Here is a 14754-nt window from a genome sequence, read left to right as displayed (position 1 = left end):
CCATTGCTATCGGGGCTAGGAGCCATTCATAATAAAAAAAATACAAAGATTATGAAGATCTAAAAATCTAAGTAGTCTAAAAATCTAAAAATCTACCTATGAAACTTTGGGAAAAAGGAATACCAACAGATAAACAAATCGAACAATTCACCGTTGGGAACGACCGTGAACTGGATTTGGTTCTGGCAAAATACGATGCTTTAGGTTCAATTGCTCACGCTAAAATGCTCGGACAAATTGGTTTATTAACTGAACAAGAAACAACTTCTTTGGTTGATGCGTTAAACGAAATTATCGCTGATATTGTAGTGGGTAATTTCGAAATCGAAGACAGTTTCGAGGATGTGCATTCTAAAATAGAATATTTATTAACGGCAAAACTGGGAGATGCCGGAAAAAAAATCCACACCGCGCGTTCTCGTAATGATCAGGTTTTAGTAGATGTTCATTTGTATCTAAAAGACGAATTAAAAGCCATAAAAGAACAAGTTAAAACATTGTTTGACTTGTTAATGGAATCAGCAGAAAAACATCAAAATGTTTTATTGCCAGGTTATACACATTTGCAAATCGCCATGCCATCGTCATTCGGAATGTGGTTTTCTGCTTATGCAGAGAGTTTAATTGATGATATTACGATGTTGAACGCAGCTTCAAAAATCGTAGATCAGAATCCGTTAGGATCTGCGGCAGGTTATGGAAGTTCATTTCCAATCAATAGAACATTTACAACAAAAGAATTAGGATTTGAAACCTTAAAATACAATGCCGTTGCAGCACAAATGAGCCGTGGAAAAGCGGAGAAAACAGTTGCTTTTGCGATGACAAGTGTGGCTGGGACGTTATCAAAATTTGCGATGGACGTTTGTTTGTATATGAGCCAAAACTTTGATTTTATTGGTTTACCGGCACATCTTACAACTGGTTCAAGCATTATGCCCCACAAAAAGAATCCTGATGTTTTCGAATTAATCAGAGGAAAATGCAATAAGATTCAGGCGCTTCCATACGAAATCACTTTAATCACCAATAATCTGCCAAGCGGTTATCATAGAGATTTACAGCTTTTAAAAGAAGGTTTATTTCCAGCGATTCAGACTTTAAAATCTTGTTTGGATATTGCAATATTTTCTATAAAAGATATTACAGTTAAAGATCATATTTTAGAAGATAAAAAATACGATTATTTGTTTACTGTAGATACTTTAAACGAAATGGTTGTAGCAGGAATGCCGTTTAGAGATGCTTACAAAGCTGTTGCTGAGCAATTAGAAGCGGGAACATACAAGTCTCCAAAAGAAACAAAACATACTCATGAAGGAAGTATCAATAATTTATGTTTAGATGCGATTAAAGATAAAATGAGGGCAGCTTTTTGATATTGTGAAATGTAAAAAGTTGGATGTAAAAAGTAAAAAGGTCATTGATTTGTTTCAATGACCTTTTTTTATAGGAGAGATTTAATTTTTTACAACTTTAAAAGTTTTAATTCTATTCTCGATTTGAATTTTGCAGATGTAAGTTCCTTTGGCAAGATTTCCCACATTCAATTCTAATTTTTCATCAGAGGATATATTTTTTGAGTTTGTGTAAACTTTAGATCCATTTGCAGAAAAAATACTTATAATGGCAGTTCCATTTTCATGATTTGAAAATTGAATGTTTAATAGGCTGTCAATAACTGTTGGATAATATTTTAAATCTAAATCAAGACTCGATTTATCAGTTAGGCCTAAATTAGTACAGCTTGAAGAAATTTTTCCATCCGCAGCAGCTTGAAGTGTTGCACCCGCACCGCAAGACGTATTCGTTATATAACCCGCAACATCAGCAACAGGAATTGTGGTGTAAGCATAAGAAGGTTTTGCAACTGCATCACCATAATCTGCCGGAGCTTTAAGGCTGTTCACAAATGTAGCGCCTGCAACACCTCCGTCAGTGCTAATGTAGTTTTTAAATGCAGTGCCAATTTTGGCAAAATCTGTACCTTCAATGTAGCAGGTAGAATTTTTATCGCCTCCACCTAAACCAATTGCCAGTGATCCTGATACCGAAGTATTATAGTAGCAATTAAGAATATGAAGTTCTGCGTTTCTAGCTCGAGGCATACGTTCTTTACATCCCTCTGCCCAATAGCAATTTTTAAAAGTAATGCTGTAATGACCATCTGCAGGATAATCCGTTTTGCTTGAACCAACAAGATCCGTAAATCTGTGATCGTCTGCACCGCCAGAACCTCCAGCTTTTGGAGCTTTTAAATAGGTAAATTTACACCATGAAATTGTGACATTGTCTGCAGTTCCTTTATTATCAAAATTTCCATCCATTCCGTCTTGAAATTCACAATGATCCACCCATAAATTTGTAGCTTCAGAGGTAAGATTATCATGACCGTCAACATCATAAGCTCCTGGACCTTCAAAAATTAAGTTTCGAATAATAATATTATTTGATCCCGCTTTTAAATTCAGAATTCCAGATCCTGTAGCAGTTTGATCGTTGTTTACCAATTTTGCTCCGGGCAATCCTATAATAGTTTTATCACTGACTAATAAACTCGTATACGTAAAATTAATCGTTCCAGAAACTAAAATGACCTGTGGAGTTGTCAGTTTAAGTTTTGCAGTTAAATCTGCCAAAGTAGAAACAGTTACTGGAGTTGCTGTTCCACCGCCAGTTGTATTCGAGCCAAAACCTTCTGGTGCTGCTAAATAATAATTTTGCGCGGAAAGTGAGGATAAACTCATTAGGAAAATGAGTAAAAAAAGATTTTTTTTCATTTAAGTGTATTTATTTGGTTTAATAAGTGGTTTATTATTAATGTAATCGATTACACGAATGTAAATAATAAATTTTGAACTGCTTTATTTTTGATAAAAATATTTGAGTTTTTGGATTTTTAAAAGATTAAATCTTACAATTTGTATAAAAAAATAAATAGAAATAATTTGATAAAACATTTTTGCAAACATAATTATTGTCTTTTTTTAATACAATTTTAAACCAGAAAACTCATGCTAAATACATATATTTGAAAATAGTTATTTAAACAAATAGTATGGTAAAATTTGAAACTGAAGCTACTAAATCGCTTCTAGACAAAAATCTAATTACAGAAAATCAATTTAATGAGATTGTTGCTTATCGTGATCTGAATATTTTTTCCTTAAACGCAGAATTAAAATTCTTTCTATACTTATCTGTTTTGCTTTTCACGTCTGGTATTGGAGTATTAATATATCAGAATATAGATACCATTGGCCATATTGCCATTCTTTCAATATTACTTATCATTATTGTAGTGTGTTTTTATTATTGTTTCAAACATTCAAAAGGATTTCAAAAAACAGAAACTGCTTTTGAAAACCCAGTTATAGAATATTTGGTTTTAGCGGCTAATATTTTGACATGTATTTTTATAGGTTATCTTCAATTTCAATATAAACCTTTTGGTACACATTACGGATTAGCTACTTTAGTTCCAACAATAGTCAGTTTTATTTGTGCCTATTACTTCGACAATAAAAGTGTTTTAACGATTGCAATTACGGGTTTGGCAGCATATATCGGACTTTCTGTAACGCCTCAGGATTTATTAAATAATGATTTTTATGGCCATCAAAACTTAAGTTATTCTGCTGTCTTGCTGGGTGGTTTGCTTATTTTATGGACTATTTACAACTTGCGAATAAATTTAAAAATTCATTTTAATCTCATCTATCTAACTTTTGCCCTGCATTTAATAAGCATAGCATCGATCAGTAATTTAGTTGACTATAATGAAGACGGTATTTGGTTTCTTTTTGCAATTGTATTAGCGGGTTCATCTTATTATTTTTATAAAATCAGTCATGAAATCAGAGCAATTTCCCTGTATGTTTTTATGATAATTTACGCCTATATAGGCGTAAATATCTTTTTATTTAGAATTTTTGAATTTATTGATTTTTCAGATGTTTGGGCCTTGTTTGTTTTAATATTACCAGCTTATTTCATTGGCTCAATTATATTATTTATTAAACTGATTAAAAACTTCAATAAAGAAATCGCATAATGATAGTACACGATAAAAATTTATTAGATAATGAAGCTTTACTAGAAGAAGCAAACTCTTTGCAAAGCGGTGGATTTATAAGTAAGGAACAAAATAATTTAATCAAAAAAGAGTTACCCGCTTTTAGAAGTCAAGGTAATATTTTGGTACGATTTGGATTCTTTTTATTAGGATCATTTTTATATTCCTCTATTTGTGGTGCATTTTCATTAATTGGAATGGCCGGAGAAGATTTTTATTTTAAAATATGCTGTTATATTTTTGCCGCTGTTGGTTTTGGAGGTGCAGAGTTATTGGCAAATCAAAATTATAGAAACCATGGGCTAGATGATGCTTTTATCCTGGGGGCTATTCTAAATTTAGGATTTGCTGTTGCTTTTACAACAGATGGTTACGAATTAGTAATTGCTGTTTTTGTTGCAGTTGCCTCTTTTTTTATGTACAGAAGATACTTGCATATAATGGCCTTGGCGGTTTTTTGCTTAGCGTCTTCAGCAATTTTATTTTATGGTCTTTTTGAATTTGGCGCAATCGGAAAAACCATTTTACCTTTTGTTACGATGCTATTTTCGGCTGTGTTTTATTTCTTTACTAAAAAAACAATCCATAATTTGACTGAAATCTACTATTATAACGGTCTTTTGTTAGTGAACAGTTTTTGCTTAATTCTGTTTTATCTTTCTTGTAATTACTTAGTAGTCAGAGAGCTTTCTGTATTATTATTAGGAAACGAAATACTTCCAGGAACTGATATTCCTTTTGCTGTTTTCTTTTATGCCTTTACACTTATTGTGCCGATTGTTTATTTGGTTCAGGCTTTAAAAACAAAAGACAGAATCATGCTTTGGATAAGTTTTCTTGCCATAGGTTTTTCAATTTACACGATCCGTTTTTATTATTCAGTTTTGCCAATTGAAGTTGCGTTGACGCTTGGAGGAGCAATATTATTTGCAATAGCGTATTTTTCAATCAAAAAATTGAAAGAGAAAGATAGCGGTTTAACCTTTAGACCAGATAGAATCAATAATTCTAGCGCCTTTTTAAATGCCGAAGCTCTAATTGTAGCATCGACGTTTGGATTAAAACCAGAAGTAAAACCTCAAAGTTCTCCAATGGATTTTGGAGGTGGAGGATTTAGCGGAGGCGGTTCTGGAGGAAGTTTTTAGAAATGTGAAATGTGAAATGTAAGATGTGAAGTGTGAAATGTGAAATGTGAAATGTGAGAAGTAATAACTAGGTATTGCTTCACAGTCTCACATCTTACATTTCACATTTCACAACAAAAAAAATTATACTTTACTTTTTAATGCTTCAGCATCAATATCGCTGTGTGAAACGTTGTAAACAGCTTTTCCATTTTTAATTAAGATAAGTTGCGGTGATTCATGATAAACATTGAATCTATCAGCAATTTCATTTGAGATATCTCTATATGCTATTAAATCTAGAAAATAAGCATCAACTACATTGTTCAAATCAAATTCTCTTTCAAATTGTTTTAGTGCCATACGGCTGATACTGCATCTTGTGCTGTGTTTAAATATAACAACTGGCTTTTCATTTGATATGGTTTCGATTTCCATTAATTGATGAATATCAGTTAATTCGGTCCAATTAACTTTGTTTTGTGGAGAATCTGTATTCTCTGAATTTCCGAAGATTGAATTTAAAAAACTCATATTTGACTTGTTTTATGACTTTTTGACATTAAAATATGATATAAATCATTTTTTAAGCGTCATTTTGTCTTTATTTTTACTATGGAATATAATTTGTCTATCCGAGTACAAAGTTAGCTTATTTGAAGCAAAAATTTTATCTCAATAAATTGTAACTTTAATCTTATTGAATAGCAAACAAATAAAAATCAATCAAATCAAATAAATATGAACATAAATAAATTTACTATTAAGTCGCAAGAAGCCATTCAGCTTTCACAGCAATTGGCGCAACGCAACGGACAGCAACAAATAGAAAACGAACACATTTTTAAAGCTATTTTTGAAGTAGATGAAAATGTAGCGCCTTTTATTTTGAAGAAACTCAATGTAAATGTGCCGTTGTTTTTACAAATATTAGACAGTACAATTCAGAGTTTTCCAAAAGTTTCTGGAGGCGATATTTTACTTTCCAGAGATGCAAATAAAGCACTGAATGAAGCTGAAATTATTGCTCAAAAAATGAATGACGAATACGTTTCGATCGAACATTTGATTCTGGCAATTTTCGATTCTAAAAGCAAAGTTTCTCAAATTCTGAAAGATCAAGGTGTAACCGGAAAGGGTCTTAAAGCAGCAATCGAAGAGCTTCGAAAAGGAGAAAGAGTAACATCTGCTTCTGCAGAAGAAACATATAACGCATTAAACAAATACGCTAAAAATTTAAACGAATTAGCGCGTACAGGAAAATTAGATCCAGTTATTGGACGTGATGAAGAAATTCGCCGTGTACTGCAGATTCTGACTAGAAGAACCAAAAATAACCCAATGTTGGTTGGGGAACCTGGAGTGGGTAAAACTGCAATTGCTGAAGGTTTAGCACACAGAATTGTTGATGGAGACGTTCCGGAAAATTTAAAAGATAAAATCGTTTTCTCATTAGATATGGGAGCTCTGATTGCTGGAGCAAAATTCAAAGGAGAATTTGAAGAACGCTTAAAATCAGTTGTTAAAGAAGTTACGGCAGCAGAAGGGGATATTGTTTTATTCATTGATGAGATTCACACGCTTGTAGGTGCGGGTGGAGGCGAAGGTGCAATGGACGCAGCTAATATTTTAAAGCCAGCTTTGGCTCGCGGTGAATTAAGAGCAATTGGAGCAACGACTTTAGATGAATATCAAAAATACTTTGAAAAGGATAAAGCTTTAGAAAGACGTTTTCAAAAGGTTTTGATTGATGAGCCAGATACGGAAAGTGCGATTTCAATATTGCGTGGAATTAAAGAAAAATACGAAACGCATCATAAAGTTCAAATTAAAGATGAAGCAATTATTGCCGCAGTCGAACTTTCGCAACGTTATATTACAAATCGTTTCTTACCAGATAAAGCGATCGATTTGATGGATGAAGCAGCTTCTAAACTTCGTATGGAAATCAATTCAAAACCAGAAGAGTTAGATGTTTTGGATCGTAAAATAATGCAGCTTGAAATTGAAATTGAAGCCATAAAACGCGAAAAAGAAGAAAGCAAGCTTAAAATCTTACGCATGGATTTGGCGAATTTAAAAGAAGAGCGAAACGAAATCTATGCAAAATGGAAATCTGAAAAAGATGTTGTTGACGGAATTCAGGCTGTAAAATTAGAAATTGAAGATTTTAAATACGAAGCAGAACGTGCAGAACGTGATGGCGATTACGGAAAAGTAGCTGAAATTCGTTACGGAAAAATTAAAGAAGCGCAAGAACGTCTTGATGTTTTACAGAAACAATTACAAGAATATCAATCAGGTAATTCATTAATTAAAGAAGAAGTTACTCGTGAAGATATTGCCGAAGTTGTTGCAAAATGGACTGGAATTCCGGTTATGAAAATGCTTCAGACTGAGAGAGAAAAACTGCTGCATCTTGAAGATGAATTGCACAAACGTGTGGTAGGTCAGGAAGAAGCAATTGAAGCAGTTAGCGATGCTGTTCGAAGAAGTCGTGCAGGTTTGCAGGATATGAAAAAACCAGTTGGAACATTCTTATTCTTAGGAACAACCGGGGTTGGTAAAACAGAGCTGGCAAAAGCTTTAGCAGAATATCTTTTTGATGACGAAAATGCGATGACAAGAATTGATATGAGTGAGTACCAGGAACGCCACAGTGTGAGCCGTTTGGTTGGTGCACCTCCGGGATATGTTGGTTATGATGAAGGTGGTCAATTGACAGAAGCTGTTCGTAGAAAACCGTATTCTGTGATTTTGCTGGACGAGATCGAAAAAGCGCATCCAGACACTTTTAATATTTTATTGCAGGTATTAGACGAAGGCCGATTGACAGATAATAAAGGTCGTTTGGCTGATTTTAAAAATACAATTATAATTATGACTTCTAATATGGGAAGTCAGATTATACAAGAAAAGTTTGAAAATCTTAAAGGTGGAGTAGAAGCAGCAACAGAAGCCGCAAAAACTGAAGTTTTGGGATTATTAAAACAAACTGTCCGTCCGGAATTTATAAACCGTATCGACGAAATCGTAATGTTTACGCCATTAACAGTCGAAAATATTTCGAGAATTGTTGGCTTGCAACTAAAAAGTGTTACAAAAATGCTGGCACTGCAAGGTATTGCTATGGATGCAACACCAGAAGCTATTCAGTATTTGTCTGACAAAGGATATGATCCGCAGTTTGGTGCAAGGCCAGTAAAACGTGTGGTTCAAAGAGAAGTATTAAATCAATTGTCTAAAGAAATTTTGGCAGGAAACATTACTACAGACAGTATTATTTTATTAGATGCTTTCGACGGAAAATTGGTTTTTAGAAATCAAACACAGCCTGTCGTATAATTCTTAGGTTATTTTTTTGAGGTAAAAGCACTAGTCGAAAGGCTGGTGTTTTTTTTTAAAATATACAAAATCCGTGAATCATGAAACTTTTTATAAAATTAATATAAAAAGATTTTCTTGCTAAATTCTGACCTTTACTTAAACAATTAAAAAATAATAACATAAAAAAAAAATACTATGAACAACTTATTTAGAGGATTATTAGCAGGTTACGGTGCAAAAAAATTAGGAGGCGGATGCTTTGGAACTGTATTGGTTTTTATAATCATTTGGGTACTTTTAGGGCAATGCAGCCGTTAATTCTAAAGGATGAATTAAATAAAAAGTATTAAATTCGCACAAATAAAAAATATAATGGCATCAGGGTTTTTCGTACTATTAGATGATATTGCTGCAATCATGGATGATGTTGCAGTAATGAGCAAAGTTGCAGCAAAAAAAACAGCAGGTATTTTGGGTGATGATTTGGCAGTAAATGCCGAAAAAGCTTCAGGATTTGCTTCATCTAGAGAACTTCCGGTGCTTTGGGCAATTAGCAAAGGCTCGCTTCTTAATAAAATAATTATTTTGCCAATCGCTTTTCTTTTAAGTGCCTTTTTACCAATTGCAATAATAGTAATTCTGGTTTTAGGAGGCTTGTTTTTAGCTTATGAAGGTGCCGAAAAAATTTACGAATTTTTCTTCCCGCACAGTTACGAAGAATCAGAAGGAATAACAGAAGAAACTTTTACAGAAGAAGAAATTCTGGCAGCCGAGAAAGGAAAAATAAAATCAGCTATTTTAACCGATTTTATTTTATCTGTCGAAATTGTAATTATTGCTTTGGGAACCGTCATTGGCAAACCTATTTTACAGCAGATCGTGGTTGTATCAATTATTGCGGTAATTGCAACAGTTGGTGTTTATGGCATTGTTGCGCTTATTGTGCGAATGGATGAAGCAGGTTTTAAACTGATCCAGATTAGTAAAAAGGAAAATGGAGTACTGAAATTTATCGGAAATATTTTAGTTCAGGCACTTCCTAAGGTTATTAAGGCTTTAACTGTAATTGGTACGATCGCTTTAATTTTAGTAGCAGGAGGTTTATTCATCCATAATATTGAATTTTTCCACCATCTATTGCCGAATTTCCCATCCATAATAAGAGAATTTATAATCGGACTAGCATTAGGATTTATCGTTTTAGCGATTGTAAATCTTATTAAAAAAATCTTCAAAAAGAAAGAACCAGTACTATAATTCGATTTAGAAAACATAATTAAAAACACCAGTCATAAAGCTGGTGTTTTTTTTTTTGAAGCAGAAATAAACGTTTCAATGCACGTTTTGTCCCGCCATACACTATATCTTTTTCTGTCTGGAGCAGCCAGAAAAAGGATACCGTTTCTGTCGGGGCTAGAATTGAAAGTTTAATTTTCATAAGAAATAACGGTAGTTGCGCAATTTTTTTTATTAAATAAATATTTGATCTTTAGCCGTTTAATGTTTTTGTAAAACTATTTAACATTTTGTCAAAGCAACCATTGCAATTATCTAACGTCTTCATAGTAATTAACAATTAATTATTATTTTATATGAAAAGTTTTAGATTAAAATCAGTTTTAGTAGTATTATTTTTAGCAACTGCATTTGTTTCGTGCAGCAATGATGATGATGTAAAAACAACAAATCCAACAACAAAAGTTGCACTGGTTACAGAAGTTAAGGGGCCAGCAACAGGAAAAGTAAATGAAGAATTAAGTTATGATGTAACGTTTATTGTTGATAATGCTTGCGGAGAGTTTGATAAAATTTCTGAAGTTACAATTGGTGGAGTAAAAGGATTGCAAGTTGAAGCAAAATATCCATCAGAAGTTTGTACACAACAAGTTCCAGATCCAAAGAAAACAGTTTACAAATTCAAATCGACTACAAAAGGAACATTTGAAATTAAATTTAAAAAATCAGAGACTGAATTTGTAACTGCAAAAGTGGTTATTGAATAAGCAATTTTAGTTCTTAATTTTAGGTTTTCTTTTTAATTAGTAAAGTGAAATACAATCTTTGTGAATTTCGCATAAATCTTTGTATCCTTTGCGTTTAAGCAGACTTTGCCATTCCTCTAAAATTTACTATTTTTGCACTCTAAATTTTATGTCATGCCGAAAAGAAAATATAAAATAGCCGTTATTCAGTTAAACCTGAATGACGTTGCCGAAAATAATCTAAAAAAATGTATCAGCTGGGTAAGAGATGCTGCAGGAAAAGGCGCAGAAGTTATCTTGCTTCCAGAATTATATAGCAGTCACTATTTTTGCCAAAGCGAAGATGTAGATAATTTTGCATTAGCAGAACCATTATACAGCACTTCTTTTATTGCTTTCAGCGAATTGGCAAAAGAATTAGGAGTTGTAATTATTGTTCCTTTCTTCGAAAAAAGAATGGCCGGAATTTACCACAACAGCGCTTACATTATTGATACAGATGGTACAGAAGCTGGTTTGTATAGAAAAATGCATATTCCGGATGATCCTCATTTTTATGAAAAATTCTATTTCACTCCTGGCGATTTAGGTTTTCAGGCGATTGAAACAAAAAAAGGAACTGTTGGTACTTTAATCTGCTGGGATCAATGGTATCCAGAAGCAGCTCGTATAACTGCTTTAAAAGGTGCTGAAGTATTATTTTATCCAACTGCAATTGGATGGCATCCAAAAGAAAAAGAGCAATACGGAGAAAATCAATACGGCGCTTGGATGAATGTAATGAAAGGCCACGCTGTAGCAAATGGAGTTTTCGTAGCTGCTGCAAACCGAATTGGTTTAGAAAAATATATTGAAGGAACAGAAGGAATTCAATTTTGGGGAGCTTCATTTATTGCTGGACCTCAAGGTGAAATTTTAGCTCAGGCTTCTCACGATCAAGAAGAAATTTTAATTGCTGAAGTTGATTTAGACTTACAGGAAAATGTTCGTCAAAACTGGCCATTTTTCAGAGACAGAAGAATTGATGCTTTTGGAGATATTACAAAAAGAGCAATTGATAAATAATTAATTATCATTTAAACAATAAAAAAAAGGACAAAGCTTACTAAACTTTGTCCTTTTTCTTTGCAAATAAAAAGGCGGTTTCAATTATTGAAACCGCCTTTTATATATTTAAATTCTTTTAGAATTATTTTACTTGGAAAGTAACTCTTCTCACGATTTGACGTGCTTCTTTAGAATTTTTGTTTACAGAAGTATCTTCTCCGTTAGCAATTACATTCAATCTAGAAGCATCGATTCCAGCGTTTGTAGCTACGCTTTTCACAGCTTCAGCTCTTTTTCTAGACAATTCAGTGTTATAGTTAGAACTTCCAATTTCGTCAGAATATCCAATGATATCGGCAGTTTTACCTGGATTGTTTTTCAAGTATTTCACTAAGAAATCAACACCAGATAATGAAGCATTTGTTGGTTTAGATGAATTAAAATCAAAATAAACATTTACATATCCGCCATTAATCAATTCTTCGATAGTACCGTTAGTTGCAACTGCTTTACCGTTTTGTCCGTAAGTTTTTTCTAAATAGCTTTCTAACTCATCAGGAACACCATTTTGATTCGTATCAATAGATTGTCCTTTTGTATTTACTGCTACTCCAGAAACTGTATTTGGTTCTAAATCATATAAGTCAGCAACACCATCTTTATCAGTGTCGATAAGTCCAGTTTCGATTGTTGTAACTCTTTCTTCCAATTCTTTGTAACGATCTTCTTCACCAACCCAGTCAGCATGTTTTGCATTTTTACCTAGATAGAAAGTCAAACCAACAGAAGCGTTTAACAATACTCCGTCAAAAGAACCGCTTGTAGTATTACCCATTCCGTCAAAGTTCCAGTTTTGTCTTCCATTAACAATTCCTGTAAGGTCACCTGTCAATGCAACTCTGTTGCTTAATTTAATTTGTCCAGTCAAACCAGCAATTCCGTGAGCCATGTAATCTTGTCCGCCTGGCCCAGTTTCAGTACTAATTTGAGAAACTCCAAAACCACCATGAGCCAAAATACCAATTGTATTTGTCCAAGTTTCAAAATTTAAAGCTCTTCCTACGTTAACAACACCTTGTAAACTTGCTCTAACATATCTGCTTTCGAAGTCAGGAGTATTTTCACGTTCTTTAAATTGATCGTAACCAACATCTAATTTCAAACCAAACTTAGGATTGAACATGTATCTAGCACCTAAATCTGCGTGAAAGAAATTTAAAGATTCTGTTGAATAACCTGGAGTCATCGTTCTGGTTGGTTTGTTAACACCACCATTTAATTCGATAGACCATTTGTTGTACTCTTGGTCAGTAGATGGCTTTGCAGAAGTTGTAGCCATATTTTGAGCGCCCGCAGCGACTGTTAATAGTAATAAAGATAATGATGCTAATTTCTTTTTCATGATATCAAAAATTTAATTTGTTTTTTATTTTAATTCCTGACAAAAGTATCGCTCATGTTTATGATATGTGTTGTATCGGGTCTTACATAATTCCCACTAATTAACTTAGAATTCTGAAAATGTGTTAATTAAAGTTAAATATTTTATAAAAAAAAAGGATAAAATTTAATTTTTATCCTTTTTTTGATTTTTACTATATCGATTACTTTAAATCTGGCTGATAAATTTTAATTGTGCCATCTCCTTCGCTGCTGACAACTAATAAACTTCTTTTTGTTGGACTCTTAGAAGCCGGAATAAAAAGTACACCTTCTGGTGCATCGCCTGTTTTTACGGTTTGCAAATATTGAGGAGAAGCTGGATTTGTAACATCGTAAGTCATAAATGCATCAGATCTTTCTATACCAACAAATAATATGTTTTGAGTTCCCATTTTAGCTACCACAACAGCTTCTGGTTCAGAACCTTTGTCATCGCTTCTTTTATCATCGTAAGTTCCCAATTCCTGAGTTTTTTTGTCAACCTCATTTTTGCTGTCAAAGACAATTTTTCCAGTATTTCCATTCCATATAGAGAAAGAACGTGCGCCAAAACTTACCATTTCATCTAAGTCACCATCGCCGTCAGTATCACCCATATCAGCAATCAAATTCAATCTTCCTAAATTAGATTCTAATTTTAAAGTAGCAGCATCAGGAAAAACTGTTGCGTCTAACTTCATGTCTTTCATTCGCTTAATATCAGTATTGGCATTATATTCTCTGGCATCTCCTTCATTAGCTGTTACAAAATACGGAACATTATTAGCAGAAAAATGACTAATAGCGTCTGGCATGAACATACCTTTTACTTTCCATGGATTAAAAGCTACTTTATCATCTTTATCGCTTACATCAATCGCGTTATCAGCAGTATTAAAATCTTTAAATCCTAAAGGATAAATAGTTGTAATAGTTTTAGATGTTAAATCTACTTTTGCAACGCCATTATTTTCCTGTAAAGTTACCCAAGCTGTTTTAGAATCGTCAGAAATAGTAATGTATTCAGGCTCAATATCTTGAGCAAAACTTTTAGCAAATTTTGAAATTCTAAATCCGTCCTTAGCTAATGTCGCTGCCTGACCGCTGAAAGAAGCAAAATCTAATGTTGTAACAGTATATGTGCTTGTTTCAATAATAGAAATAGTTCCGTTTGGATCTTGAGAATAATCAGTATTTGGTTCGCCTTCATTAGCGGTCATAATATATTTTCCGTCAGCTGAAAAAGTAATCATATCTGGCAATGCACCAACGGTAACTTGTTTTATTAAGCTATAATCTGTGGTGTTAAAAACAACGACTTTTCCGTTTCCTTGTTTGTTAACTGTTGATTCTAAAGCAACAGCAAGCTTTCCGTCGTAAATAGAAACACTATTTGAAGCACCTTCATATGGTGTTAAATCAATTTTGCCAACTTTAACAGGTTTTGTTGGGTCAGAAATATCAATTACATCAATTTGATTTGTACTACTGTTATTTACTGTAAAAAGTCTTTTTGTTTTTTCATCATAAGCAGAAATTTCAGCAGCAGCTTCACCGCCAATGGTGATAGACCCAATTTCCTTAAAAGAAGCTGGATTTTCATTTACTGCAACTTCAGGTTCTCCTTTTGAATTTTCATCGTTATTACAGCTTGCCATTATAAAAAGTGCTGCTAATAATGAGATAGTTAGTTTTTTCATTTTAAATAGTTTTTAGTTTGTCAAAAGTAATTAGGAGAACTTGGGTGTATATTAAGGCTTCATTATTTAATCTTTAA

Annotated in this window: 13 protein-coding genes; 8 read left to right on the top strand and 5 right to left on the bottom strand. The window is 33.1% G+C overall.

Annotated elements, in window-relative coordinates:
- Window positions 1-98 precede the first annotated feature (98 nt).
- Window positions 99-1379: an argininosuccinate lyase gene (argH, locus tag IRZ83_RS02395; RefSeq protein WP_194566586.1), complete on the top strand. Its 1281-nt coding sequence runs from the start codon at window positions 99-101 to the stop codon at window positions 1377-1379.
- A gap of 81 nt (window positions 1380-1460) precedes the next feature.
- On the opposite strand, the gene IRZ83_RS02390 is transcribed toward argH, so the two are convergent.
- A complete protein-coding gene (locus IRZ83_RS02390) occupies window positions 1461-2747 on the bottom strand; it encodes a T9SS type A sorting domain-containing protein (RefSeq protein WP_228520651.1) in 1287 nt (428 codons plus the stop codon).
- 311 nt (window positions 2748-3058) lie between these two features.
- Between IRZ83_RS02390 and IRZ83_RS02385 the strand changes: the two genes are divergently transcribed.
- Both IRZ83_RS02385 and IRZ83_RS02380 read left to right on the top strand, forming a co-directional pair.
- Window positions 3059-4054: a DUF2157 domain-containing protein gene (locus IRZ83_RS02385; RefSeq protein ID WP_194566581.1), complete on the top strand. Its 996-nt coding sequence runs from the start codon at window positions 3059-3061 to the stop codon at window positions 4052-4054.
- Window positions 4054-5220 (top strand): hypothetical protein, encoded by a 1167-nt coding sequence (locus IRZ83_RS02380; RefSeq protein ID WP_194566579.1) that lies wholly within the window; start codon window positions 4054-4056, stop codon window positions 5218-5220. Before IRZ83_RS02385 ends, IRZ83_RS02380 begins: the two co-directional genes overlap by 1 nt.
- Window positions 5221-5343: 123 nt before the next feature.
- Here IRZ83_RS02380 and ytxJ read toward each other — a convergent pair whose 3' ends face one another.
- On the bottom strand, window positions 5344-5733 hold the full coding sequence (ytxJ, locus tag IRZ83_RS02375; RefSeq protein WP_194566577.1) for a bacillithiol system redox-active protein YtxJ: 390 nt from the start codon (window positions 5731-5733) through the stop codon (window positions 5344-5346).
- A 207-nt stretch (window positions 5734-5940) separates the two neighbouring features.
- Here ytxJ and clpB point away from each other — a divergent pair, with 207 nt between their 5' ends.
- From clpB to IRZ83_RS02365, 3 genes are all read left to right on the top strand, one after another.
- On the top strand, window positions 5941-8544 hold the full coding sequence (gene clpB, locus IRZ83_RS02370) for an ATP-dependent chaperone ClpB (RefSeq protein WP_029269677.1): 2604 nt from the start codon (window positions 5941-5943) through the stop codon (window positions 8542-8544).
- Window positions 8545-8721: 177 nt separating this feature from the next.
- Window positions 8722-8844, top strand: coding sequence for a hypothetical protein (locus tag IRZ83_RS19580; protein ID WP_255526291.1), 123 nt, complete (start codon window positions 8722-8724; stop codon window positions 8842-8844).
- A gap of 54 nt (window positions 8845-8898) precedes the next feature.
- Window positions 8899-9783 carry a DUF808 domain-containing protein gene (locus tag IRZ83_RS02365; RefSeq protein WP_194566575.1) on the top strand — a complete coding sequence of 295 codons (885 nt, stop codon included), beginning with the start codon at window positions 8899-8901 and terminating at the stop codon, window positions 9781-9783.
- A 19-nt stretch (window positions 9784-9802) separates the two neighbouring features.
- Here the strand turns inward: IRZ83_RS02365 and IRZ83_RS02360 are convergent, their stop codons facing one another.
- Entirely contained in the window at window positions 9803-9964 is a 162-nt protein-coding gene (locus IRZ83_RS02360; protein WP_194566573.1) for a hypothetical protein, read from the bottom strand.
- 154 nt (window positions 9965-10118) lie between these two features.
- Here IRZ83_RS02360 and IRZ83_RS02355 point away from each other — a divergent pair, with 154 nt between their 5' ends.
- Together IRZ83_RS02355 and IRZ83_RS02350 are read left to right on the top strand one after the other, a co-directional pair.
- Complete coding sequence (locus tag IRZ83_RS02355) at window positions 10119-10529, top strand: hypothetical protein (protein WP_194566571.1); 411 nt, start codon at window positions 10119-10121, stop codon at window positions 10527-10529.
- A gap of 153 nt (window positions 10530-10682) precedes the next feature.
- Complete coding sequence (locus IRZ83_RS02350) at window positions 10683-11573, top strand: carbon-nitrogen hydrolase (protein ID WP_029269683.1); 891 nt, start codon at window positions 10683-10685, stop codon at window positions 11571-11573.
- A 124-nt stretch (window positions 11574-11697) separates the two neighbouring features.
- Here the strand turns inward: IRZ83_RS02350 and IRZ83_RS02345 are convergent, their stop codons facing one another.
- On the bottom strand, window positions 11698-12957 hold the full coding sequence (locus tag IRZ83_RS02345; protein WP_194566569.1) for an OmpA family protein: 1260 nt from the start codon (window positions 12955-12957) through the stop codon (window positions 11698-11700).
- Window positions 12958-13159: 202 nt separating this feature from the next.
- Window positions 13160-14677 carry a choice-of-anchor I family protein gene (locus IRZ83_RS02340; RefSeq protein ID WP_194566567.1) on the bottom strand — a complete coding sequence of 506 codons (1518 nt, stop codon included), beginning with the start codon at window positions 14675-14677 and terminating at the stop codon, window positions 13160-13162.
- Between the last annotated feature and the right edge of the window lie 77 nt (window positions 14678-14754).

This window comes from Flavobacterium sp. JLP (assembly GCF_015350755.1).
Classification (GTDB): Bacteria; Bacteroidota; Bacteroidia; order Flavobacteriales; family Flavobacteriaceae; genus Flavobacterium.
This window is presented reverse-complemented; position numbering and strand designations above follow the sequence as displayed.